The 18,942-nt window shown below is 68.9% G+C and carries 19 protein-coding genes and 1 pseudogene; 14 read left to right on the top strand and 6 right to left on the bottom strand.

Features of this window, described 5'->3' with window-relative positions; genetic code table 11:
- The 3 genes from LAO51_15555 to LAO51_15545 form a co-directional block, all read left to right on the top strand.
- Positions 1-203, top strand: a 203-nt coding sequence (locus tag LAO51_15555; GenBank protein ID MBZ5640161.1) for a hypothetical protein, incomplete at its 5' end; no start/stop codon positions are given.
- 69 nt (positions 204-272) lie between these two features.
- Positions 273-1,073 (top strand): 4Fe-4S binding protein, encoded by an 801-nt coding sequence (locus LAO51_15550; GenBank protein ID MBZ5640160.1) that lies wholly within the window; start codon positions 273-275, stop codon positions 1,071-1,073.
- A 104-nt stretch (positions 1,074-1,177) separates the two neighbouring features.
- On the top strand, positions 1,178-2,083 hold the full coding sequence (locus tag LAO51_15545) for a DMT family transporter (protein MBZ5640159.1): 906 nt from the start codon (positions 1,178-1,180) through the stop codon (positions 2,081-2,083).
- Positions 2,084-2,095: 12 nt separating this feature from the next.
- Here the strand turns inward: LAO51_15545 and LAO51_15540 are convergent, their stop codons facing one another.
- Entirely contained in the window at positions 2,096-5,647 is a 3,552-nt protein-coding gene (locus LAO51_15540) for a DUF748 domain-containing protein (protein MBZ5640158.1), read from the bottom strand.
- A 131-nt stretch (positions 5,648-5,778) separates the two neighbouring features.
- Here LAO51_15540 and aqpZ point away from each other — a divergent pair, with 131 nt between their 5' ends.
- The 4 genes and pseudogenes from aqpZ to LAO51_15520 all read left to right on the top strand — a co-directional run bounded on the left by aqpZ (position 5,779) and on the right by LAO51_15520 (position 8,495).
- Positions 5,779-6,474: an aquaporin Z gene (gene aqpZ / locus LAO51_15535; protein ID MBZ5640157.1), complete on the top strand. Its 696-nt coding sequence runs from the start codon at positions 5,779-5,781 to the stop codon at positions 6,472-6,474.
- Between the two features lie 88 nt (positions 6,475-6,562).
- Positions 6,563-8,008, top strand: a complete 1,446-nt coding sequence (locus LAO51_15530) for a M50 family metallopeptidase (GenBank protein ID MBZ5640156.1) — start codon at positions 6,563-6,565, stop codon at positions 8,006-8,008.
- Entirely contained in the window at positions 7,953-8,141 is a 189-nt protein-coding gene (locus tag LAO51_15525) for an undecaprenyl diphosphate synthase family protein (GenBank protein ID MBZ5640155.1), read from the top strand. Before LAO51_15530 ends, LAO51_15525 begins: the two co-directional genes overlap by 56 nt.
- Positions 8,142-8,261: 120 nt before the next feature.
- Positions 8,262-8,495 (top strand): annotated as a pseudogene (locus tag LAO51_15520) (aquaporin).
- 88 nt (positions 8,496-8,583) lie between these two features.
- On the opposite strand, the gene LAO51_15515 reads toward LAO51_15520, so the two are convergent.
- Positions 8,584-9,165: a hypothetical protein gene (locus tag LAO51_15515; GenBank protein ID MBZ5640154.1), complete on the bottom strand. Its 582-nt coding sequence runs from the start codon at positions 9,163-9,165 to the stop codon at positions 8,584-8,586.
- Between the two features lie 226 nt (positions 9,166-9,391).
- On the opposite strand from LAO51_15515, the gene LAO51_15510 reads away from it, so the two are divergent.
- The 3 genes from LAO51_15510 (at position 9,392) to LAO51_15500 (ending at position 12,472) form a co-directional block, all read left to right on the top strand.
- Positions 9,392-11,671 carry a fused MFS/spermidine synthase gene (locus tag LAO51_15510; protein MBZ5640153.1) on the top strand — a complete coding sequence of 760 codons (2,280 nt, stop codon included), beginning with the start codon at positions 9,392-9,394 and terminating at the stop codon, positions 11,669-11,671.
- Positions 11,672-11,751: 80 nt separating this feature from the next.
- Complete coding sequence (locus tag LAO51_15505; GenBank protein ID MBZ5640152.1) at positions 11,752-12,282, top strand: hypothetical protein; 531 nt, start codon at positions 11,752-11,754, stop codon at positions 12,280-12,282.
- A complete protein-coding gene (locus tag LAO51_15500) occupies positions 12,260-12,472 on the top strand; it encodes a hypothetical protein (GenBank protein MBZ5640151.1) in 213 nt (70 codons plus the stop codon). The genes LAO51_15505 and LAO51_15500 overlap by 23 nt, the downstream gene beginning before the upstream one ends.
- A 61-nt stretch (positions 12,473-12,533) precedes the next feature.
- Here LAO51_15500 and LAO51_15495 read toward each other — a convergent pair whose 3' ends face one another.
- The 3 genes from LAO51_15495 to LAO51_15485 form a co-directional block, all read right to left on the bottom strand.
- Positions 12,534-13,310 (bottom strand): enoyl-CoA hydratase/isomerase family protein, encoded by a 777-nt coding sequence (locus LAO51_15495; GenBank protein MBZ5640150.1) that lies wholly within the window; start codon positions 13,308-13,310, stop codon positions 12,534-12,536.
- 139 nt (positions 13,311-13,449) lie between these two features.
- Positions 13,450-13,746 (bottom strand): MoaD/ThiS family protein, encoded by a 297-nt coding sequence (locus LAO51_15490; GenBank protein MBZ5640149.1) that lies wholly within the window; start codon positions 13,744-13,746, stop codon positions 13,450-13,452.
- Positions 13,743-14,858 carry a glycoside hydrolase gene (locus LAO51_15485; protein ID MBZ5640148.1) on the bottom strand — a complete coding sequence of 372 codons (1,116 nt, stop codon included), beginning with the start codon at positions 14,856-14,858 and terminating at the stop codon, positions 13,743-13,745. The genes LAO51_15490 and LAO51_15485 overlap by 4 nt, the downstream gene beginning before the upstream one ends.
- A 144-nt stretch (positions 14,859-15,002) precedes the next feature.
- On the opposite strand from LAO51_15485, the gene moeB reads away from it, so the two are divergent.
- Together moeB and LAO51_15475 are read left to right on the top strand one after the other, a co-directional pair.
- Complete coding sequence (gene moeB / locus LAO51_15480; GenBank protein ID MBZ5640147.1) at positions 15,003-16,151, top strand: molybdopterin-synthase adenylyltransferase MoeB; 1,149 nt, start codon at positions 15,003-15,005, stop codon at positions 16,149-16,151.
- 139 nt (positions 16,152-16,290) lie between these two features.
- Positions 16,291-16,947 carry a hypothetical protein gene (locus LAO51_15475; GenBank protein MBZ5640146.1) on the top strand — a complete coding sequence of 219 codons (657 nt, stop codon included), beginning with the start codon at positions 16,291-16,293 and terminating at the stop codon, positions 16,945-16,947.
- Between the two features lie 127 nt (positions 16,948-17,074).
- Here the strand turns inward: LAO51_15475 and LAO51_15470 are convergent, their stop codons facing one another.
- The gene (locus tag LAO51_15470) at positions 17,075-17,539 is read right to left on the bottom strand and encodes a hypothetical protein (GenBank protein MBZ5640145.1); all 465 of its coding nucleotides are present in this window, start codon (positions 17,537-17,539) and stop codon (positions 17,075-17,077) included.
- Positions 17,540-17,665: 126 nt separating this feature from the next.
- On the opposite strand from LAO51_15470, the gene lexA reads away from it, so the two are divergent.
- Positions 17,666-18,277, top strand: a complete 612-nt coding sequence (gene lexA, locus LAO51_15465; GenBank protein MBZ5640144.1) for a transcriptional repressor LexA — start codon at positions 17,666-17,668, stop codon at positions 18,275-18,277.
- Positions 18,274-18,810, top strand: a complete 537-nt coding sequence (locus LAO51_15460; protein MBZ5640143.1) for a recombinase A — start codon at positions 18,274-18,276, stop codon at positions 18,808-18,810. The genes lexA and LAO51_15460 overlap by 4 nt, the downstream gene beginning before the upstream one ends.
- The last annotated feature ends 132 nt before the right edge of the window (positions 18,811-18,942 follow it).

Below are 18,942 nucleotides of genomic sequence, written 5' to 3'. Positions count from 1 at the left end.
GTGCATCTTGGCACCTGGAAGTAACGGGTCGTCCCCGGGCGGGAGCCAAGTGCCGTCCCATGCGCCTGAGCGGCGGCGCGAGGCCCCGATCCCGGGCCCTGCCCGTGGTTATCCTGCGCCCCATGAGCCTGCTGCGGGCATCCCGTCCCCTCCTGCTGACCGTCATCGCCGACGTCTGGTTCGCCGCGCGACCGCGCCCTTGACCTCCGTCAAGCCCTGATCGGGAGGGGGGAGGTATCTTCCCCGCCCGGGCGACCGGGACGAGGGGAAGCATGCCGCGCGACGTGGTGACCATCGACGAGACGAAGTGCGACGGGTGCGGCGAGTGCGTTACGGCGTGCCACGAAGGGGCGATCCGCATCGTGAGCGGCAAGGCGCGGCTCGTCGCCGACGCGCTCTGTGACGGCCTGGGTGCCTGCCTCGGGTATTGCCCGCGAGGCGCGATCACGGTGGAGAGGCGCGAGGCCCCTCCCTTCGACGAAGCCGCGGTGGCGGCGCACCTCGCCGCCTCGAGGGAGGCCGGGGCAACGCATCCTCGACCGCGCGAGCCGCTTGTGGTGCTCGGCGCGGCGCCCTCTGCGCCGGAGTCGGATGCAGCGCCGGCCTGCCCGTCGGCGAGGTTCTCGAGCTTCGGACCGGGTCCTCGTTTCGCGCCGGCGGGGAACGCCTTGCCGCCCGCCGGCCGCTCGGAGCTGACCCACTGGCCCGTCCAGCTCGGTCTCCTTCCTCCCACCGCCCCGGTCCTGCGGGGCGCGAGCCTCTTGCTCGCGGCGGACTGCGTTCCGGTGGCCTTCCCCGGATTTCACCAGCAGCTCCTCCGGGGACGGGCCGTCGTCATCGGTTGCCCGAAGTTCGACGACGTGCGGGGTTACGTCGAGAAGCTGGCAAGGATGATCGCGGAAAGCGCGCTCCGTGACATCACCGTGGCCCGCATGGAGGTCCCCTGCTGCGGCGGGCTCGTCATGGCGGTCCTCGAGGCGAGGCGGCGGAGCGGCCGCGACTTCCCGGTGACGGAGGTCGTCGTGGGCACCCGCGGCGATCTACTGGCCCGGCGCGATCTTCCGATCGACTGACCGGCGGGGCCGGAGCGGTACCGACCGCGATCCCTGTCCCGCCCGGCCCCCCCGCGGCTATCCTGTGTCCCATGGGACTGCTGGGCGCGTCACGCTCCCTTCTGATGACCGGCATCGCCGAAGTCTGGTTCGCCGCCCGTCAGCAGGCGAAGGGCGGAGGCGAGCGGTTCGGCCTCCTGCTCATGGTGGTCTCGGCGTTCTTCTTCGCCGCGATGGCCGCGTTCGCGAAGAAGCTGCTCCCGGACACCCCGATCCAGGCCGTGGTCCTGTCGCGCGGCGTGATGATGACCGCGATCTTCGTGGGCGCCGCTCGCTGGCAGGGGGTGCCGATCTTCGGGAAGCGGCCGGGGGCGCTCCTGATGAGAGGGCTCCTCGGCTACGCCGCGCTGTCCTGCTACTTCTACTCGGTCCAGCACCTGCCGCTCGGCGACGCGGTCCTCCTGCAGTACAGCCATCCGGTGTTCGTCGCCGCGGTCGCGCCGCTCTTCCTCGGCGAGCGCACGGGCGGGAGCCAGTGGGTGCTGATCGCGGCGGCGCTCGCCGGCGTGGCGCTGGTCGTGCGCCCGGCCGGCGAGGTGCGGGTCGAGGCGCTCGTCGGGGTGGCCGGGTCGATGCTGTCGGGGCTCGCGTACATCGCGGTGCGGAAGCTCTCGAGGACCGAGCACCCGATGACGATCCTGCTCTGGTTCCCGCTGGCGACGATCCCGTTCTCGCTGGCCGCGACGCTCTCGGCGGGCCGCGCGGCGATCCCGCGTGACGGCAGCGAGGTGGCGGGGCACCTGCTCGTGACCGCGACGGCCCTCGTGGGGCAGATCGCGCTCACCCACGGCCTCGCCCGAGCGGGGGCCGCCCGTGCGACCGCGGTCACCCTGACCGGCCCGGTCTTCGGGCTCGCCCTCGGCTTCCTGATGTTCGGCAGCGTGCCGACCGCCGCCTCCCTCGCGGGGACCGGGGTGGTGCTCGCCGCACTCGCGCTCCTGGCCAGGAGCACGTGGCGCAGGAAGCCCTGATCGCGGCGCGGGTCACCGGATCACGAAGTCTACCCTGCCGTTCCCTAGCTTCGCTTTCTTCTCCGGGGGAAGGGTCTTCGGCTCGACGAGGAACACCCGCTCGGCCTCGACGCGCCCCGGCGCGAGCAGCGCGTCCTTCGCCGCTTGCGCCCGCTGCATCGCGAGCTGCCTCAGCTCGCCGTCGCCGACCTCGACGTGGGTCAGCATCAGCTTCTCCATCTCCGGAACCGGCAGCTCCTTCGCGATCCCGAGGAAGTTCCGCGGCTTGGGGAACCGCTCCTTCTTGTAAGCCCTGGTGAGGTAGGCGGGGTACTCTTCTGGTGAGATCGCGACGTCGTCCACCGGGACCGGTGCCGCGCCCTTCTTCAGGAGGTCGGCTGCTTTCTGCGCTTTGACCTTGCGGTCGAACAGGAGCCGCCGCAGCCCCTCCCGGTCTTTTTCCGGGTCCACATGGCCGGTGATCTCGAGCTTCAGGGCCGGGTGATCGTACAGCGCCTTCTCGAGCGATTCGAGCTTCGACTTGGCGGGGGCGTCGAGCGTGGACCGACCGTCCGCGAACTCGACGTAGCTCAGCTCTTCGGCTCCGCCGGCCAGCGCCCTGAGGAGGGCGAAGGGGGAGGTCGCGGCCTTGACCAGGACGTTCCGGATGATCTTGAGGACGATCCGCCAGACGCTGAACTTGGGATCGTTCAGGGATCCTTTGACCGGAAGATCCAGGTGGATCTCGCCGTTCCTGTCCTTGAGGAGCGAGACGGCGAGCCTCACCGGGAGGCTCGTGGCGTCGGGGCTGTCCACCTTCTCGCCGAAGGTGAACTGGTCGAGGAAGAGCTTGTTGCTCGCGTCGAGCTTCCCGTTCTCCACGTGGTACTGAACGTCCATCGAGAACTTCCCCTTCTCGATGGCGTAGCCGGCGAACTTCCCGGAGTACGGCGTGAACGGGCTCATCTCGATGTCGTGGACGGCGGCCTTGACGTCGGCGTAGAGGCTTCCGCGGAGCGGGTTGATCTTCCCGGTGATCTCCAGCGGGGCTTGATGGTCGAGCCTCCCCTTGAGGTCCACGTCCGCGGTGGTGCTCGCCTCGGACGAGAGGCCGGAGATGCGGCCTCCCACCTCGGTGAGGTTGGCGAAGTAGTTGGGCTTGATGAAGTGGTCCGAGAAATTGATCGTCCCCCCCTGGAGCGTCACCTTGTCGATCGCGATCGGCAGGGGAGCCGCGGGGGTCGAGCCGGAAGGAGGCGGGGGCGGCTCCTCGGGCTGGCCGGGTGCCGTTTCGGCTTCGTCGGTCTCGTCGATGCCGCTCTCCACCGGGGGCGTCGTCGTCTCCGAGCCTACGATCCGCTGGAGGTTCAGCTTCCCGTCGGGGTGGATGGCGACGCGCGAGTAGAAATCCGTGAGGGCGACCTCCGCGATTCGGATCTTGAGCGGGTCCGTCGCCGCCTCGATCCCGGAAAGATACAGGGAGTCCCAATTCAGGAAGTCCTCGCCGCTTCCCGTGTCCGCGGTCGCGAGCTTGGCCACCGAGGCCTCCCCGGAGTACCCGACCCGAAGCGCGCCTTCCGGCGTCATCGTGGCTTCGAGCTTCCCCTTCGCGGAGACGGTGCCCCCGCGCAGCTCGATCCGGATGCGGTCCTCGAAGTACGGGTGGAGCGGGACGAGGTCGAGGCCGTTCGCCACGAGGGCGAGGCTCGCCGAGAGTGGGCTCAACGCGACCGTGCCGCTGGCGGAGAGCGTCCCGGTCCGGTTCAGCCGGAGGCGGAGCGAGGCCTTGCCGCGGCTTCCCTTCGCGGTGGAGACGCTGTCCGCCGAGATCGAGATTCCCTCCGCTGCGAGGGCGACCGGGTGGGGAGTCGTCAGGTCCTCGAAGCGCACCGTGTAACGGTTGACGCCGAGCCTCGCGAGGGTCACGGTCCAGTCGGCTGGGGCGGCGGCCGGCGACGCGGGCGCGGCGGCTGCGGAGGGCGCCGGAGCGACCGGCGTGGCGGCCTCCCGCTTCAAGAACACCGTGCCTCCCGCGGTGGAAAGCTCGGCGATCGAGATCGTGCGCTTCGCCAGGTCCACCGCGCCGTCCGTCAGCGAGATCTCCGGAATCCGGGCGAGGTCCTCCTTCTTGTCTTTCTCCCGCAGCCGCAGGGAGTCGAGCTTGAGGGAGAGTCCGGAGGCCGAGAACCCTTCCGCCGAGTACCGGTAACGCGCCGACGCTTCTAGGACGCCGTCCTCCACCGCCAGCGGAGTGCTGGCGGCGTAGTAAGGCGCGTAGCGCTTGAGAGGAACTCCTCTGATGCCGACCTGCCCTTCGGCCGCGAGCGGGTCGAGGGTCACGCTGCCGGAATGGGTCAGGGACTCTCCCGCGTCGGTTCTCAGCGAGACGTCCACCGCCGCGGGTCGCCCCGGCGCCGTGCTGAAGTGACGGATCGTCACGTCCACGGGATCGAGAAGGGCGCGGAAGGGCTCGGCCGGCGTCTCGTCGTCCAGCGCGACCTTGCCCCCTGTCACCCGAATCTCGTCCGCTAGGACGGCGAAGACGGTCTTGCTCTCCCCCGAGGGCACGAGGGCGGACAGGTTCAGGCCGCCTCCCTTCGCCAGCCGGACGGCGACCTCGGGGTTCTCGAGCCTCACGCTCTCGATCCGCGCCTTCGACCCGAACACGTCCAGCGACGCCAGGACGATTTCGAGGCGGGGAAACTTCACCAGCGCGGCCCCGTCCTCGCCCACGATCGCCAGGTCCCTCGCGGTCGTCCGACCCGAGATCAGGAGTGCCGGCGTTCCGTCCTTGCGCTGCGTGAAGGAGAGGGAGGCCTTCGCGTCGAGCCGCCCCGAGACGATCCTGGATCGAGTCTCGAAGGGGAGGTACGCGAGGTAATAGGGGATGTCGAGATCGGCCAGGTCCACGTCGAACACGGTCTCGCGGGTGTCGGCGAACGGCTTGGTCTTCCCGGCGAGCGTCACCGCCGTTCCGTTGATCCTCGCCGCGAACGAGGGCTGCACGTACTCGTCGAGTGCGTAGGGGAGGTTCGAGACGAACGGGATCGCGAGGGCCAGGTCCCGCACGGCGTGCCGGGTCTTCTTCGGGCGGTCGTCGAAGTCCACGCTGCCGCCTTCGATCCGGATGTTGTTGAGCGAGTAGCGGAGCGGCTTCGGAGGGGTGGCCGAGGCGTGCGCCGGGGCACGGAGCAGGTCGGAGAAGTTGTACGTCAGGTCCTCGTCGCGGACGATCACGACCTTGGGGCCGCGGACGAGGATCTCCCTCGTGACGGGAGCCCAACGGAACAGCGAGGCGAGCTGGAGATTCGCGTACAGCTCCTCGATCGACGCGAAAGGCGTCGCCCCGTCGCGGTCGGCGATCGTCAGGCCGTCGATCGTGACCGAGAGGACGAACGGGTTCACCCGCACCTTCTCGATGCTCACCGTCCGGTGGAGCGCCCCCTTGAGCTCCCGGACCATGACGGACCTGAGGAGGGGCGGCGCCGCCAGGAAACCGAGGAGAGCGTAGGCGGCGATCGCGGCGACCGTGCCGGCGAGAGCCTTGAGAAGCGCCGGATGCCTTGCCGTCGTGCGGATGTCCATGGAAGCGCCTCCGGTGTTCCGACCGAAAGAGTACCGCAATAACTCTCGCCGGGGATGAATCCGGTATGATCCGCCTACCCGGCGTGTGTCGGTCGGCTCGGCCACCGAGCATCGCCCACGGAGGAGGGCCCGTGAACATGACAAAGCGAATGGGAGCGGAGTTCGTCGGCACGTTCTGGCTCGTCTTCGGAGGCTGCGGCAGTGCGGTCCTGGCCGCGGCGTACCCGAACCTCGGCATCGGCTTTCTCGGCGTGGCGCTCGCGTTCGGATTGACCGTCCTCACGATGGCGTTCGCCATCGGGCACATCTCGGGCTGCCACCTGAACCCAGCGGTCTCCCTGGGCCTCTTCGCGGGAGGCCGGTTCCCGGCTTCGGATCTGCTCCCGTACGTGATCGCACAGGTCCTCGGCGGGATCGCCGGAGCTGGCGTGCTCTACTTCATCGCGAGCGGGAAGGCGGGGTTCGACATCGCGGGCGGGCTGGCGTCGAACGGCTACGGCGCGCACTCGCCGGGGGGCTACTCGCTCCCGGCCGCGCTCGTCGCCGAGGTGGTGCTCACCTTCATGTTCCTGATCATCATCCTGGGGGCCACGGACGAGCGCGCGCCGAAGGGGTTGGCGCCGATCGCCATCGGCCTCGGGCTGACGCTGATCCACCTGATCGGCATCCCGGTCACGAACACTTCCGTCAACCCCGCGCGCAGCACGGGGCCGGCGGTGTTCGTCGGGGGCTGGGCGCTACAGCAGCTCTGGCTCTTCTGGCTCGCGCCGCTGGTCGGTGCGGCCCTGGCGGGGGGTGCGTACCGCTGGCTGGGGAGCGAGGACTGACAGGACGGGACGTGAGTGCTACGGGCCGAGGACCTGCCGCCGGACGGCGCTAGCGCTGAAGGCCGCGGCCGGGCGGGGGGGGTGAAGCGTGTCAGAGGCGACGAGGCACGGCGCATCCTCGAACGCGCCGGGCGTCGAAGAGTCGCGCGACGCGATCCTCCCCTGGCGCTTCCTCGTCGCCCCAGGCCTCACCGTGCTCGCAGCATGGTATGCCGGTCTTGCCTTCGGAGCCGTCGTGCACGAGACGGGACACGCGCTTGCGGCGAAGCTCACGGGAGGTGTGGTCCAGGGGATCGCCATCGGACTCGGTGGCACCGGAGGAACGACCTACACCTCGAACCCGTTCATCGAAACGTCCCGTTATGCTGGAACGTTCGTGTTCGCCGCGGGAACGTCAATGGAGTTATTGGCGGGAAGCCTCGTAGTTGGAGCGTGGTTGCTATCCCGACGGGTTCGCGGCTCGCCATTGCTTTCGTGCTGGATCGGTTGCCTGTTGGGCAGGACGCCGGCGGGGATCCTGTACTCCGCCGTCGTGGGTGGGGAGCGCGCCGTCACGGACTATCGGGTGGTGACGGAGGACCTGGGCTGGACGTCGAACGGCGCGCGAGGCTTGACGATAATGCTCGTCGGGGCCTACTGCGTCCTACTCGGTCTGTGGTATTTCCGCTCAATCCTCGCAGGGATTGAGATCCACCTGCGCATCGATTCGCTCCGAAGCAAGACCGCGATCCTCATCGCGATAGCTTGGTTGCCACCCATCCTGGTCGGGACCGGCATGGCCACGGTGTGCCCCCGGCCGAGCGCAGTACTGAGTTGTGTTCTTTTCGGCGGGTTGCTCGCCCTCGTACCCGCGACGCTTGCGCTCCGTGCTTGGCGGCGGACCGACACGGGTGCCGAACTCCCCACCGGGTCGCCGATTCCGGTGAGGCGCGACCTCGCGGTGGCCACAGCGTGCGCGGTCTTTGCCGTTCTGCTGACCCTCGGAGTTGGGCGGGCGTTTGACCCGACGTCGGTCCCGACGCGGGAGTGGATCGCCGCTTCCGCTGAGCGCTCGCCGAACGATGCGCGTGCGCTCCGCCTTGCCGCCTTCTGGAGCACGCAGATCCATGACGGCGACGGCGCGACCAAGTACTTGGAGCGCGCGAGGCGCGTGGCGCCTGACGATGCCGGCACCCTCTTCGACCTGGGCCGCCGGTACAGGCTCACCGGCCGTTTCGAGGAAGCCGTCCTGCTGCTGACTCGGGCCGAATCGCTCCGGCCCGATCTCGAAGCGATCCCGGCTGACCTGGCCTCGACGTACGAGCGACTGCGTCGGCCCCGGGTCGCGGCGGCCGCCTGGAGGCGCTCGGCCGAGGATTCTCGACGGAGGTCGCCCTCTTCGGAGTCGGTGGAGCGATACGTTCGGATGGTGACGGACAGGGCCGAGCGGCTCGAGACCTTCGCCGCGCACGAGGGCGACAAATCGTTCCCGCAGCTCGATCCGGCGCCCGCCGAGACCTCCTCCGGCAGCGACGCGGGAGAGTCGCGCAAATGAGGCGGCCGAAGGGCCCGATCGGCGGCTCAGCGATTTCCTTCTCTGGGAGTGCGCGTACGCGGAGCTTCACTTCTGCCCGACGCTGTGGCCGGACTTCGGATCGAGGGATCTGCGGCGAGCGGTTGCCGACTAGTCGCAAAGGGAGCGCCGCTTCGGCCGGGTGCCGGATGCGGCGCTGACCTGTCGAGAAGGGCGTCACGGCGCTGCGGGCTTCAATATCGTCCGAGTCTTCCCGTAACCAGGCACTTCCTTGGACGAGCGCGCGCCGAAGGGGCTAGCGCCGATCGCCATCGGCCTGGGGCTCACGCTGATCCACCTGATCGGCATCCCGGTCACGAACACTTCCGTCAACCCCGCGCGCAGCACCGGGCCGGCGGTGTTCGTCGGTGGGTGGGCGCTGCAGCAGCTCTGGCTCTTCTGGCTCGCCCCGCTGGTCGGCGCGGCCCTGGCGGGCGGAGCTTACCGCTGGCTGGGAAGCGAGGATTGACAACCCTCGCCGCCCGGATGCTCGGTTAGGCGGCCGGCGAACGAGGGGGGCCTCGTCGCCGGCTCGGTCGCCTTCGCCTTCTGCCGTTCTACGGTGCGTCCACGAGGTAGCCGGAGACGTTGCAGAACCCGAACGCCGCACCGGTGTCGGTGTCACGTACGGAGTCACACTGAACGATCCCTCCGGCGTCGACGTAGATGTTCAAGGGCCCGCTCCCGATCCACCCCGGGGCGCCGCCGGCCCCGAGCGGCCCGGTCGCGACCGGCGCCAGATCGTGCGCAGCCAGAAGCTCGCCCGAGAGCACGACGGCGATTCGGAAGCTCGGCTTCTGGCCCACAGGCGGGGACATGGAGATCGACGCGTGGGTCAGCACCAGTTGCTTTCCGGCCGGCACGGTGTAGATGTCGAGTCCGGCGATCCGTTCGCCGTTGCCGAAGTTCAGGTGATCCCACCGGTTGAACGCTTGCTTCGGCGTGTCGACGATCCTTCCGACGACGGGAATCGCCTGACCATCCCCGTTGATCACCAGCACCGGCTTGGGGGGCGAGTTATTGACGACGACCTGGCCGGCGCTGCTGAGAGCGACCTGCGCCACCGCGGGAATCGCGATGATCACCGACACGACCGAAATCACGCTCAACGCGAACCGGGACCTGCTTCTTGCGCTCATGGCGGTATCTCCTCCGCGGGACCCTCCGCGGTGCGATGCGTTGACTTGCAGTCAGTAAGACGCAATCGAGCGCCGGGAGCCGTCAGCCATGCGCCGCCGCTCGCGCGGCCTTGGGGTCGAGGGGTAGGCGCGCCTCGACGACCTCGCCGCGTTCCCGTCAGGCCGGGGAGCGGCCGAGGAGCGGCTTGACCGGCACGCGGACCGAGGCTAGTCTCGGCCATTCCCCATGCGAGCCTTGTTCATCCTCGCCACGCTTCTCGGGGCGGCGCTCCTGTTCCTCGTGCAGCCGATCGTGGCGAGGATGGCGCTCCCGCTGCTCGGCGGCTCCCCCGCGGTCTGGAACACCTGCATGCTGTTCTTTGAGGCCGTCCTCCTAGCGGGCTATGCCTACGCGCATCTCCTTGCGTCCCGGTGGGGGCCGAGGGTCCAGTCCGCCGTCCACGTGGGGGTGCTGGCCGCGGGACTTCTCTTCCTCCCGATTCACCTGTCCGCCGTCTCGGGGCCCGCCCCTGACGCGTCGCCGGTCCTGTGGCTCCTGGGAACGCTCGCCGCGTCCATCGGATTCCCGTTTTTCGCGCTGGCGACGACGAGCCCGCTCCTCCAGCGCTGGATCCACATCTCGGGACACCCTGAGGGGAGGGATCCGTACCCCCTCTACGCCGTGAGCAACCTGGGAAGTCTCGCAGCGCTCCTCGCGTACCCGCTCGTCGTCGAGCCGGCCCTCGGCCTGACCTCGCCTTGCTCGTCGTGGTTCCCTCCGAAGATCGCGTGCCTCTCCCAGAAGACGCTCTGGTCGGCGGGATACGTCGCGTTCGCGGGGCTCATGACGGCCTGCGCCGCGATCGTCTGGATGCGGGCGCGCGCGGAGAAGTCGTCGGAGGAGGCGTCCCCGCCGGGGGACGCGGTGCCCTGGACGTCCCGTCTTCTCTGGGTGCTTCTCGCGCTCGTCCCGTCGAGCGCGCTCTTGGCCGTGACGCAGTACCTGAGCACCGACCTCGCGGTCTTTCCGCTCCTCTGGGTCTTGCCGCTCGCCGTGTACCTGACGACGTTCATCCTCGCGTTCTCCCGCCGCTCGTGGCTTCCGCTCGCGTGGTCGTCGGCCGGGCTCGCCATCGCGGCCGTTCTGGTCGTGGCCAGCTTCTGGGTCTTCTTCCGCCCGTACCCGTGGGTCCTCTTCGTCCTCCATCCGCTGACCCTGTTCTTCATCGGGATGGTCTGTCACGGGAGGCTCGCCGCCCTCCGCCCGGCACCGGGGAGGCTGACCGAGTACTACCTGTGGATCGCGCTCGGCGGAGCGCTCGGCGGTGCATTCAACGCGCTCGCGGCGCCGCTCCTGTTCCGCTCGATCGCGGAGTACCCGATCGTCCTTCTGGCGGCTTGTCTGCTTCGTCCCGGCGCCGTGAGACGTCCCCGGGCGCTCGACCTCGTTCTTCCCGCCGCCCTGGTTCTGGTGGTCGAGGGGGCGGCACTCGCCGCTTCCCACGCGAAGATCGAAGCCGTCGGCGCCGTCCTCCTCGTTCAGGTCGGAATCCCTTGCCTCCTCGCCCTCGTCCTCGTGCGCCGTCCCCTCCGCTTCGCGCTGGGGATCGGCGTGCTGCTCGTCGCGGCGTGGGCCCAGACGCGGACGTCGGGCGAGGTGATCTACGCCAAGCGGGACTTCTTCGGCGTCCACAGGGTGGTGCGGGTCGGCGGCCCGGTCTTCCGTGGGGTCGACGCCGAAGGAAGGCCGACATCCTTCGACGTCTCGTTCCATGTCCTATACGACGGCACGACGCGCCACGGCGCGCAGGCGCTCGAAACGAGACTCCGCGGGAAGCCGACGAGCTACTACCACCCCACCGGGCCGGTCGGTCGGGTCTTCTCGACGTTCGAGGGGACCGATCGCTTCGACCGGGTCGCGGTGGTCGGCCTCGGCGCCGGCTCGGTGGCCGCGTACGCCCCGACGGGCGGACAGATCACCTTCTACGAGATCGATCCCGAGATCGCTCGCATCGCGGGCAACGAAGCGTACTTCAGCTATCTCAGGGATTCCCGCGCCCACGTCGAGGTGAAGATCGGCGACGGCCGCTTGGGGCTCGAACGGGCCCCCGACGGGCAGTACGGCCTGATCGTTCTCGATGCTTTCAGCTCCGACGCGCCGCCGATCCACCTCATGACGCGCGAGGCCGTGGAGCTCTACTTCCGCAAGCTCCGGCCCGACGGCCTCCTGCTCGTGAATCTCACGAACCAGCACCTCGACCTCGAGCCGGTGTTCCACGCGATCGCGGGAGCGCTGAAGCTGAAGGGGCTCGCGACGTCGGACGACGTGGCGTCGGAGGAGCAGTCGCTCGAGGGGAAGAACCGGTCCTCGTGGCTCGTCCTTGCGAGAAACCGGGGCGCCCTGGGCGCTCTTGCCCTGTCCTCCGATTGGTGGCCGGTTCCCGTGGAGTCGAGCGGCCCGCCCGATCGCCGGTTCCTCTGGACCGACGACCACTCGAGCGTCCTTCCCGTGCTGCGGATCTGGTGACGACGACGGGACGGTTTGCGACGAGTGCGTTGCCGTCGTGGCGCGGAGGGGACTATCCTCCCTCGTGGAGGCGCGGACGGTTGGACTTCGCGAAGGTGGTCGACGCGATCGCGGGCTTCCTCGAACGGGAGGGAGCGCCCTGTGCCCTGGCCGGGGCGTTCGCTCTGCATGCGTACGGGCTTTCGCGCGCCACGTTCGACCTGGATTTCGTGACGGAGTCCGCCGTGCGGGAGCGGCTGGTCGCGTTTCTCGAGTCTCTCGGCTACGAGACACTCCACGCGAGCAAGGGGTACTCGAATCACCTGCACCCGGATCCGGCCATGGGACGCGTGGACTTCATTTACGTCACGGGGGAATCGTCGAAGCTGCTCTTCGGCGGGCGCGGAGCCACGCTCCGGTTCGGCGGGCGAGAATTATCGGTGCCTCGCGCCGAGCACATCGTCGCGATGAAGGTCCACGCGATGAAGAACGACCCCGGACGCGCCCTCCGGGAGATGGCCGACATCGGGTTTCTCCTGAAGCTCCCCGGCATCGACGAGGAAGAAGTCCGAGGCTATTTCGAAAAGGCGGGCATGCGGGAGAAGTACGATGAGATCCGGCGATCGCTCTGAGGCTCTCGACCTCGACCGTGACCTGCCCACCACGGCGGAAGACGTTGCCGCGCTGCGACGGGCGGAAACGCTCGCGCGGCTCGATCTCGGCGAGTATCTCCGGTTCCTCTCGGAGCTTCCTCCTGCGCCCGCCGCGGCCCTTCGATCGGAGCGGCGCCAGGCGGCGGATCCTCCCTTCGAGCTCCTCTGACTCTCGCGATCCGCCCCGGGGAAACGCCCTCCGGGGCGAGTGGTGCCGTCGAGCGCGACCGTCACTTCTTCTTCTGCAATCCGGCGACGATCTCGTCGATCCGCCGCCTCGTCCCTGCTTCGAACCAGCAGTCGAGGAACTCCTCCAGGCGCTCCGGCGGCTCCCCTCGGAGCCTCTCCGCGACCGCCCACCTCAGATAGCGTTTCGTGGCGCCGAACGCCCCGGCCGGCTTCGAGGCCAGCTCCTCGAGCCGCTCCATGCAGTAGCCGTCGAATCCGGCTTCGGTGGCAATCTCGTGCACGAGCCCGACGCCGACCGCTTCCTCGCCCGAGTAGTTCCGTCCGAGAAGCGCGACCTCCTCGATACGGTCGCGGTGGACGGAATCTCGCAGCAGCCAGGCGACGCCGTAGGGGAGCGGCACCCCGACCCGGACCTCGTTCAGACCGATCATGGCCCCCGCCTTGAGGATGCGCAGATCCGCGAGGAGCGCCACGATGCACCCCCCCGCGAGCGCGTGCCCCTGGAGTGCCGCGACCACCGGCTTGCCCAGGGTGTACCAGGCCGCGACGCACTCGGCGAACCGATTCATGAACGCGCGCATCGCGGGGCGGTCGAGATCCCTGAGGTCGACGAGATCGAGGCCCGGACAGAACAGCTTCCCGCGCGCCGCGAGCAGCACGCCCCGCACCGTCGGGTCGCCGTCCGCGCGGCGGGCCGCCGCGAGAAGCCCCTCGACGAGCCCGGGATCGATCGCGTTGCCGTGCTCGCGCTCGAGTCGCACGACGGCGAGGCCGCTGTCGACGGCGAAATCGACTCCGTGGCCTTCGTGCAGGTTCACGGCACCTCCTCGATCCCGGGGATTATAGGCGCGGGCGGTCGACGCCATGAGCGTCGTCGACCGGGTCCGCAGGGCGGAGGCGCACTTCAGCAGGTCGCCGGACGACCTCGTACGGTCGATTCTCGATGCTCGTGGGCCGCTAGCCTCCCGCAAGGGCCCCCACGACCAGGAAAGGCTCGGCCCCCATGGCGACGGCCTCGGGCAACGGGGCGTCCGGGAGGTCGTCGGACAGGTCCTGCCCGCAGGCGAAGAACCTCACGAACGCTCGGCGCTTCTGCGAGACTTGGTCGCGGGTCGTCCCGCGGAGCACCGGATAGCGGGCTTCGAGCGCGTCGAGGACCGATCGCTGCGTGACCGGGCCCTCGACGCGCAACTCGACCTCGCCGTCGACCCGTGCGAGCCTCCTGAGGGGCGCCGGCAGCACGACGCGGATCATGGCAGCGTCTGGACCTCGACGGAGAGCACGGCCGGAAGATCCCGGACGATGGGCGCCCAGCTGTCCCCGGCGTCGGCCGACGCGTACACCTGCCCGCCCGTGGTCCCGAAGTACACGCCGCAGGGGTCCAGCGCGTCGACCGCGGTCGCGTCGCGCAGCACGTTGACGTAGCAGTCGCGCTGCGGCAGGCCGTTCGCGAGCGCCTCCCACTCGTTTCCCCCCGTGCGGCTGCGGTAGACGCGCAGCTTGCCTTCGGGCGGGAAGTGCTCCGAGTCGCTCTTGATCGGGACGACGTAGATCGTGTCCGGCTCGTGCGCGTGCACCTCGATGGGAAACCCGAAGTCGGTCGGCAGGTTTCCGCTCACCTCGTGCCACGACTCGCCCGCGTCGTCGCTGCGCATGACGTCCCAGTGCTTCTGCATGAACAGCACGCTCGGACGCGACCGGTGCATCGCGATGCGGTGAACGCAGTGGCCGACCTCGGCGTTCGGGTCGGGGATGTAGTCGGACCGCAGCCCCCGGTTGATCGGTCGCCACGTGCCTCCCGAATCGTCGGACCGAAAGGCGCCCGCGGCCGAGATGGCGATGAACAACCGCTCGGGGTGCGCGGGATCCAGGAGGACGGTGTGCAGGCACAATCCCCCGGCCCCCGGATTCCAGCCGGCCCCGGATTCGTGGCGCCTGAGCCCGGGCAGCTCCTGCCAGGTCCTCCCGCCGTCGGCGGAGCGGAACAAGGCGGCGTCCTCCACTCCGGCGTAAACGGTGTCGGGATCCGTGAGCGACGGCTCGAGGTGCCAGACCCGCTTGAACTCCCAGGGGTGCGGCGAGCCGTCGTACCACTTGTGCGTGCCGGGTACGCCGTCGTAGGTGAACCGGTTGCCCACGGCCTCCCAGGTCTTGCCGCCGTCGTCGGAGCGCTGGATCTGCTGTCCGAACCAGCCGCTCGACTGCGACGCGTAGACCCGATCGGGCTCCACCGGCGAGCCCTTGAGGTGATACATCTCCCAACCGGCAAAGTGGGGCCCATCCACATTCCATCGCCCGCGCTTCGCGTCCGATGTCAGGACGAACGCGCCCTTGCGCGTTCCGACCAGTACCCTCACCTGGCTCATCGCTCACCCCTTCCCGAAGGTCGCACCGGCCTTCGCCAGAACCTCCGAGTATAATGCCTCGATCGTCGAGGGGTGAGGGCACGCGCCGGAGCCGTCGCCTCGAGGACGCGCCACGGGGCGCGGCTCGCCAGGAGGTCCGTGTCGATGGCCGGCCTTTCACGCGACGAGGTCCTTCGGTACAGCCGTCACCTGGTCATGCCCGAGGTGACGCTCGAGGGCCAGCTGAGGCTCAAGCGAGCGCGCGTGCTGTGCGTCGGCGCGGGCGGGCTCGGGTCTCCGCTCACGCTCTACCTCGCGGCGGCGGGTGTCGGAACCCTCGGCATCGTCGACTTCGATACCGTCGATCTCACGAACATCCAGCGGCAGATCCTCTACTCGACGTCGGACGTCGGGCGCCTCAAGCTCGACGCGGCGCGCGAACGGCTCGCCCAGCTCAATCCGGAGATCGAGATCGTTCCGCACTCGATGCGTCTCGCGAGCTGGAACGTCATGGACCTGTTAGAGAATTACGACATCATCGCGGACGGGGCCGACAACTTCCCGACGCGATACCTCGTGAACGACGCCTGCGTCCTCGCAGGCAAGCCCGACGTCTACGCCAGCATCTTCCGGTTCGAGGGGCAGGTCAGCGTCTTCGACGCGCGCCGCGGGCCATGCTATCGGTGCCTGTTCCCCGAACCGCCCCCGCCGGGACTCGTGCCGTCGTGCGCCGATGGAGGAGTGCTCGGCGTCCTTCCGGGGATCGTCGGTTCGCTCCAGGCCCTGGAGGTCCTGAAGCTGATCCTCGGCGTCGGGGAGCCGCTGATCGGCCGTCTAGTCCTGTTCGACGCGCTCGGGTTCAGATTCCGCGAGGTGGCCCTCCGCAAGGACTCTAGATGCGTCGTCTGCGGCGAGGAGCCGAGCATCGACGCCCCCATCGACTACGAGGAGTTCTGCGGGAGCCGGGGCGATGAGGCCGACGTGGACGCGTCGGGAATCCTTTCGCTCTCCGTCGAGGAGCTCCGCGCGAGACGCCAAGCGGGAGAGACGTTCGACCTGCTGGACGTGCGGGAGCCGCACGAGTACGAGATCGTGCGGATCCCCGGCGCGAAGCTCTTCCCGTTGGGCGAGCTGCCGTCCCGCTTGCACGAGCTGGACCCTGCGCGCACCTACACGATCTCGTGTCACCGGGGGGTGAGAAGCCTCGAGGCGTATCACCTGCTGCGCAAGGCCGGTTTCCGACGGCTCCAGGTCCTGCTCGGCGGCGTCGACGCTTGGGCCGAGAGGATCGACGCGTCGATGCCGCGATACTGAATCCCGCGCGTTCGGGGCGCGCGCACGGAGCTTGGGGAGCTGTTGCAATCTTGACGATTAGTGCGTACAAAATAACGTAGCGTTCCAGGCGTCCGTTGAACTCGCGGTGCTTGAAGCACCAGCAAGGGGGGCGTTCGAGATGACACGACAAGTCGTCAGATGGGTCATCGCCGTCGTTCTCGTGGCGGCCTGGCTCGGTATCGGCGGCGACGCGGCTGCCGGCACGGTGACCGCGACCGGCGAAGCCTTCAAGGCAAGCTCCATGCCGCAAGCCCCGCACGGGTTCTCGTTGAAGGTCAAGGCCGGAGGCCAGCTCGAACCGGGCGTTGCCGTCACCTTCGCCGGGCAGGCGACGCACCTCGGACAGTTCTCCGCCGCCGGTCAGTACGATTCATCCATCCTCCAGATGGTGGGAACGATCACCGTCTCCGAAACCGACACGCTCCACTGGTACGGCGGGTTCGAGACCGGACCGGCCGGCGGGCTCCAGGCGGTGATCCGCTTCGCAGGGGGTACCGGCCGTTACGTGCAGATCCAGGGAACCGTCGTCGGACCCGTCGCGATGGATGCGGATTACATGTTCACGATGGATCTCGAAGGAACGGTGTTCTTCATCGATCCGACCATCCCCGTCTCGCCCTGCTCGCATTTCCGGTCGTACTGCAACACGTCTTGCGAGGATTCCACGTACGGGGGCGGGCTCTGCGAAGAAGCCAGCGGCGATGTCTCGGCGATCTCGGTCGAGTGCTGTTGCTGCACGGACGGCTTCCAGCGCCGATCGTTCATCGGACTGTAGTTCCGCCTGACTGGTCCGGCCGTCCCGGCCATACTGCTGAACGGATCGGCGAGCGAACCTCTACGTGTGGCGGGTGCACGGCGAACCATAGCCGAGCTCGGGTCGATGCCACACGGCGTTTCTGCCCCTACGGCATGATCGGGAGGTTGGGCCCGCGAATCTCGACACCGTCTACGATCACGAGGTCGTGCGCCGTGTTGACGCCAGACCAGCCGGGGGGCACGGCCGCGTAAGGAGGATTGGCGGAATAGTTGAACTCGGGAAGCCCGTCGGAACCGAGGCTGACCAGCATGTAGTGAGACCGGTCCGACCAGTAGAGAATCGGCCCACCCCACAGATCGCGAGCGGACCATCCCTGAAGCAGCTTCGACGTGAACCATCTCGGGCTGAGCGCGTCGGCCAGCGGCCGCAGTCCGTCGGGCTGGTAGGGGAACAAGCTGGTCTGTTGCTTCGCTTCCAGCGCGGCCGCCGCGACTCGAAGCCGGAAGAACGACTCGATCACATCGTCCGGGACGACGTCCGGCTCCGATGCTGAAGTGAGCGAAGCCGCGGCGAGCAGCAGCGCGGGAACCAGCAGATGTTTGGTTTTCATCTCAGCCCCCAAGACACGGAGACAGATTTGCCGTGAAACGTTCTGCGCGGCAACTTCATTTTTTTGCTTGCATACCATACATTTGTATGGTATATTCTAATCATCACGGGATCGGAGGGTTGCGCCATGGGACGGACGCCGGCGGGCGAGACGCGGGACCGGGTCTTCCGGTTCGTGAGGGAGCGGCTTTTCGGGGGGCTTCCCCCCACGGTGCGGGAGGTCCAGGCGGCGTTCGGGTTCCTTTCGCCGCAGACCGCCAGGGAGCACCTCGAGGGGCTCGTCGAGCAGGGCCGCCTCCTCAAGGAGCCCGGCAAGGCGCGCGGCTACCGGTTGCCTGCGCGCGCCGGGAGGCCGCCGGTCATGGTCCCGCTCCTCGGCCGGGTGCCCGCGGGCTCCCTCGACGCAGCGGTGGAGGAGCTCGAGGGGTACGTGCCGGTCGAGGCGAGGCGCGCGTCGGGCGAGCTGTTCGGCTTGAGGGTCCGCGGCGAGAGCATGACCGGCGCCGGGATCCTTCCCGGCGACATCGTCGTGGTGCGCCGCCAGCCCCGCGCGGAGCCGGGGGAGATCGTGGTCGCCCTGGTCGGCGACGAGGCGACGGTGAAGCGCCTCCGCGTGAGGCGGAACCGCGTCGAGCTGCACCCCGAGAACCCCGCGTTCGAGCCGATCGTCCCCGACCCGAAGCAGTTCTCGCTCCTCGGCAAGGTGATCGAGGTGCGCCGCTACCTGGAGGGGCGATGAGCGCCGCGTCCAACCTCGGGCGGCCGATGTGGGTCGCGCCGGAACCGGCCGTCGGGGCGCCGTCGCCGAAGCCGGGCACGGCACCGGCGCGGGACGCTCGCGCCCCGGCCTTCAAGCTCGAGACGCTCGCCGGACGGCTCGCGGAGGTCTCGGCGGGTCCCGCGGGGGTGCCGCTCACGCTGACTTTCCGGCTGGTGCTCGAGGCGCAGCGGCGGCGCGAGCCCGTCGCATGGATCGGGCGGAAGGAGTCGCCGTTCTTCCCGCCGGACGTCGCCGACGCCGGGATCGATCTCGCCGCGCTCCCGGTGGTGTGGGCGCCCGACGCGACCGCCGCCGCGGGCGCCGCCGACCTCCTGATCCGCTCGGGGGCGTTCGGCCTCGTCGTGATGGATCTGGGGGCGCGCGACCTGCTCCCGCTGGCCGTGCAGGCGCGCCTCGCCGGTCTCGCGCGGCAGCACCGCGCCGCGGTCGTCTGCCTGACGGAGAAGGACGGCGGCCGCCCCTCGATGGGCGTCCCACGTCTGATATCTTAGGTCAGGTTCCAGAATTGCAGAAAGTACGAAATACAATCAATAAATTTATAGACAGCAGACCTAAGAAGTGGTAAGAAGACAAATCAAGAAACGCTGATTTTAAACAAATCGGAAACTCGTCTATTAATTGTT

The sequence above is a fragment of the Terriglobia bacterium genome (assembly GCA_020073205.1).
In the GTDB taxonomy this organism is placed as follows: domain Bacteria; phylum Acidobacteriota; class Polarisedimenticolia; order Polarisedimenticolales; family JAIQFR01; genus JAIQFR01.
Note: the sequence above shows the minus strand (reverse complement) of the source record. Positions and strands in the feature narration are given on the sequence as shown.

Coding starts and splice junctions, on each gene's coding strand:
- LAO51_15540 (MBZ5640158.1), bottom strand. CDS start 5,647: ATGGACATCCGCACGACGGCAAGGCATCCGGCGCTTCTCAAGGCTCTC.
- moeB (MBZ5640147.1), top strand. CDS start 15,003: ATGGCCGGCCTTTCACGCGACGAGGTCCTTCGGTACAGCCGTCACCTG.
- LAO51_15475 (MBZ5640146.1), top strand. CDS start 16,291: ATGACACGACAAGTCGTCAGATGGGTCATCGCCGTCGTTCTCGTGGCG.
- LAO51_15510 (MBZ5640153.1), top strand. CDS start 9,392: ATGCGAGCCTTGTTCATCCTCGCCACGCTTCTCGGGGCGGCGCTCCTG.
- lexA (MBZ5640144.1), top strand. CDS start 17,666: ATGGGACGGACGCCGGCGGGCGAGACGCGGGACCGGGTCTTCCGGTTC.
- LAO51_15460 (MBZ5640143.1), top strand. CDS start 18,274: ATGAGCGCCGCGTCCAACCTCGGGCGGCCGATGTGGGTCGCGCCGGAA.
- LAO51_15490 (MBZ5640149.1), bottom strand. CDS start 13,746: ATGATCCGCGTCGTGCTGCCGGCGCCCCTCAGGAGGCTCGCACGGGTC.
- LAO51_15515 (MBZ5640154.1), bottom strand. CDS start 9,165: ATGAGCGCAAGAAGCAGGTCCCGGTTCGCGTTGAGCGTGATTTCGGTC.
- LAO51_15500 (MBZ5640151.1), top strand. CDS start 12,260: ATGAGATCCGGCGATCGCTCTGAGGCTCTCGACCTCGACCGTGACCTG.
- LAO51_15545 (MBZ5640159.1), top strand. CDS start 1,178: ATGACCGGCATCGCCGAAGTCTGGTTCGCCGCCCGTCAGCAGGCGAAG.
- LAO51_15470 (MBZ5640145.1), bottom strand. CDS start 17,539: ATGAAAACCAAACATCTGCTGGTTCCCGCGCTGCTGCTCGCCGCGGCT.
- LAO51_15485 (MBZ5640148.1), bottom strand. CDS start 14,858: ATGAGCCAGGTGAGGGTACTGGTCGGAACGCGCAAGGGCGCGTTCGTC.
- LAO51_15550 (MBZ5640160.1), top strand. CDS start 273: ATGCCGCGCGACGTGGTGACCATCGACGAGACGAAGTGCGACGGGTGC.